Here is a 2,422-nt window from a genome sequence, read left to right on the forward strand (position 1 = left end):
AGAGCCGTGGACTCGTCTTCCGCCGACTCATGGAGCAGGCGGTCGTTACCGAGCCCGTCACTGAAGCCGCAGTGACGCATGGCTATAAGTGGTGACCACAACATATAGGGCGTGGAGGCACTAACCGACCACCCCCCTTAAAAAATCCTGTCGATCCTGTTCATCCTGTCTAAAGCTTTCTCTCAATGCGGTTATAAGGTTTCCAGAAAGGTTTCCGGGAAATCCTCGTCCTTGCGGTCAACCGCCTGTTGCGAGTCGGCCTGGGTGACATGACTGCCGGGCGGCAGGCTGTGGGTCAGCCAGACATTGCCGCCGATGGTCGAGCCGCGACCGATGACGATGCGTCCGAGCACCGTGGCCCCGGCATAGATGACCACGTCGTCCTCGACCACCGGATGACGCGGCAATCCTTTCTGCAGACCGCCCTGATCGTCGATCGGGAAGCGCTTGGCGCCCAGGGTCACGGCCTGATAGAGCCGGACGTTCTCGCCGATGACCGCCGTTTCGCCGATGACCACGCCGGTACCGTGATCGATGAAGAAGCCCTTGCCGATCCGGGCGCCGGGGTGGATGTCGATGCCGGTCTTGCCGTGGGCGATCTCGCTGACGATCCGCGCCACCAGCGGTACGCCCATCCGATACAGCCGATGCGCGAGACGGTGATGGATGATCGCCAGCACGCCGGGATAGCAGAGCACCACCTCATCGACACTGTGCGCGGCCGGGTCGCCACGGAAGGCGGCATCGATGTCGGTATCGAGCAGAAGGCGAATTGATGGCAGATCGGCGGCGAATTCGCGCACGATCCGCACCGCGCGGATCTCGATGTCGTCGCTGCCCCGTCCGCTGTGACGGGTCGCATAGGCCAGTTCCAGCCGGATCTGCTGGTGCAGGGTGTTGAGCGCATGGTCGAGCGTGTGCCCGACGTAATAATCCTCGGTCTCCTGGCGCAGATCGGGCGGACCGAGCCGCATCGGGAACAGCAGCCCGCAGAGATCGTGAACCACGGTCTCCAGCGCCTCGCGCGAGGGGAACTCGCGCCCGCCGGATTCGCGCTCGCGCTGGTGCGCGAGGCGCCAGCGTTCGCGCGCCGCGCGCAGCCCGGCGACCACTGGGGCCAGATCCCAGTGCGCCAGGGGAGCGGCGTTGAGCGGCGTGACCTTGTCCGTTCGCGTCATACCGCCAGACCCTTCTCGTCGAACAGCCCCTCAAAGAGAATCGAGCTGAGATACCGCTCGCCCGAGTCGGGGAGGACCACGACGATAGTCTTACCGCTGTGCTCCGGGCGCTGGGCGAGCCGCGCTGCCACCGCCACCGCCGCGCCGCTGGAGATGCCGGAGAGGATGCCTTCCTCGCGCGCCAGACGCAGGGCGTACTGCACGGCCTCTTCGTTACTGATCGTCTCGATGACATCGACCAGCGACAGATCCAGGGTGTCCGGAACGAAGCCGGCGCCGATGCCCTGGATCTTGTGCGGACCGGGTTTGAGCGGTTCGCCGGCACGGGCCTGCGTCAGCACTGGACTGGCCTCGGGTTCGACCGCGACCGAGAGGATGGGCTTGCGCTGGGTCTGCTTGATGTAGCGCGAGACGCCGGTGATGGTGCCGCCGGTGCCGACACCCGAGACCAGGATGTCGATCTGGCCCTCGGTGTCGTGCCAGATCTCGGGGCCGGTGGTGGTTTCGTGGATCGCCGGGTTGGCCGGGTTCTTGAACTGTTGCAGGAGCACATAGCGCTCGGGATCGGCAGCGGCGATCTCCTCCGCCTTCGCCACCGCCCCGCTCATCCCTTTGGCCCCTTCCGTCAGCACCAGCTTGGCGCCATAGGCCACCAGCAGCTTGCGCCGCTCCAGACTCATGGTCTCGGGCATGGTCAGGGTCAGCGGGATGCCCTTGGCAGCGGCGACGAAGGCCAGCGCAATGCCGGTATTGCCGCTGGTCGGCTCGACCAGCTCTTTGCCGGGACCGAGCAGACCGCGCCGCTCGGCATCCCAGATCATGGCCGCACCGATGCGGCACTTGACCGAATAGGCCGGGTTGCGACCCTCGATCTTCGCCAGCACGCGGGCGGGTGCACCGTCGGTGACACGATTGAGCGCCACCAGCGGGGTGCGACCGATCGACTGCGCATTGTCTGCAAACCAACTGGACATCGGGATTTCTCCTCAGGCCGGATCGGCCTGGACGGGGGTGTGAAGCCGGTTGAGTGCCGGACGGCCACAGAGGTTTCACTTTAAGGTTTCCACTGCCGGAGTCGAACGAAGAAGAATTCAGATCGAATGGGGTGATTCTGCACAAACGGACAAAAACTCTCATAGGCACTCTGTCGGCCTGGTTTTCCAGGTGTCGGAGCTAAATTCATGGCGTGCGCGGCGGGTCCACGCCAGAAAGCGCTACGGGAACCGCGGTCAATCCGATGGAAT

2 protein-coding genes are annotated in these 2,422 nt (G+C 64.7%); both read right to left on the reverse strand.

What is annotated here, in order from left to right:
• Positions 1 to 191: 191 nt before the first annotated feature.
• On the reverse strand, positions 192 to 1,178 hold the full coding sequence (epsC, locus tag QZY07_RS07290; protein ID WP_295401164.1) for a serine O-acetyltransferase EpsC: 987 nt from the start codon (positions 1,176 to 1,178) through the stop codon (positions 192 to 194).
• Complete coding sequence (gene cysK, locus QZY07_RS07295; RefSeq protein ID WP_295401167.1) at positions 1,175 to 2,152, reverse strand: cysteine synthase A; 978 nt, start codon at positions 2,150 to 2,152, stop codon at positions 1,175 to 1,177. Before cysK ends, epsC begins: the two co-directional genes overlap by 4 nt.
• Between the last annotated feature and the right edge of the window lie 270 nt (positions 2,153 to 2,422).

The sequence above is a fragment of the uncultured Thiocystis sp. genome, from assembly GCF_903866365.1.
In the GTDB taxonomy this organism is placed as follows: Bacteria; Pseudomonadota; Gammaproteobacteria; order Chromatiales; family Chromatiaceae; genus Chromatium.

Coding starts and splice junctions, on each gene's coding strand:
- epsC (WP_295401164.1), bottom strand. CDS start 1,178: ATGACGCGAACGGACAAGGTCACGCCGCTCAACGCCGCTCCCCTGGCG.
- cysK (WP_295401167.1), bottom strand. CDS start 2,152: ATGTCCAGTTGGTTTGCAGACAATGCGCAGTCGATCGGTCGCACCCCG.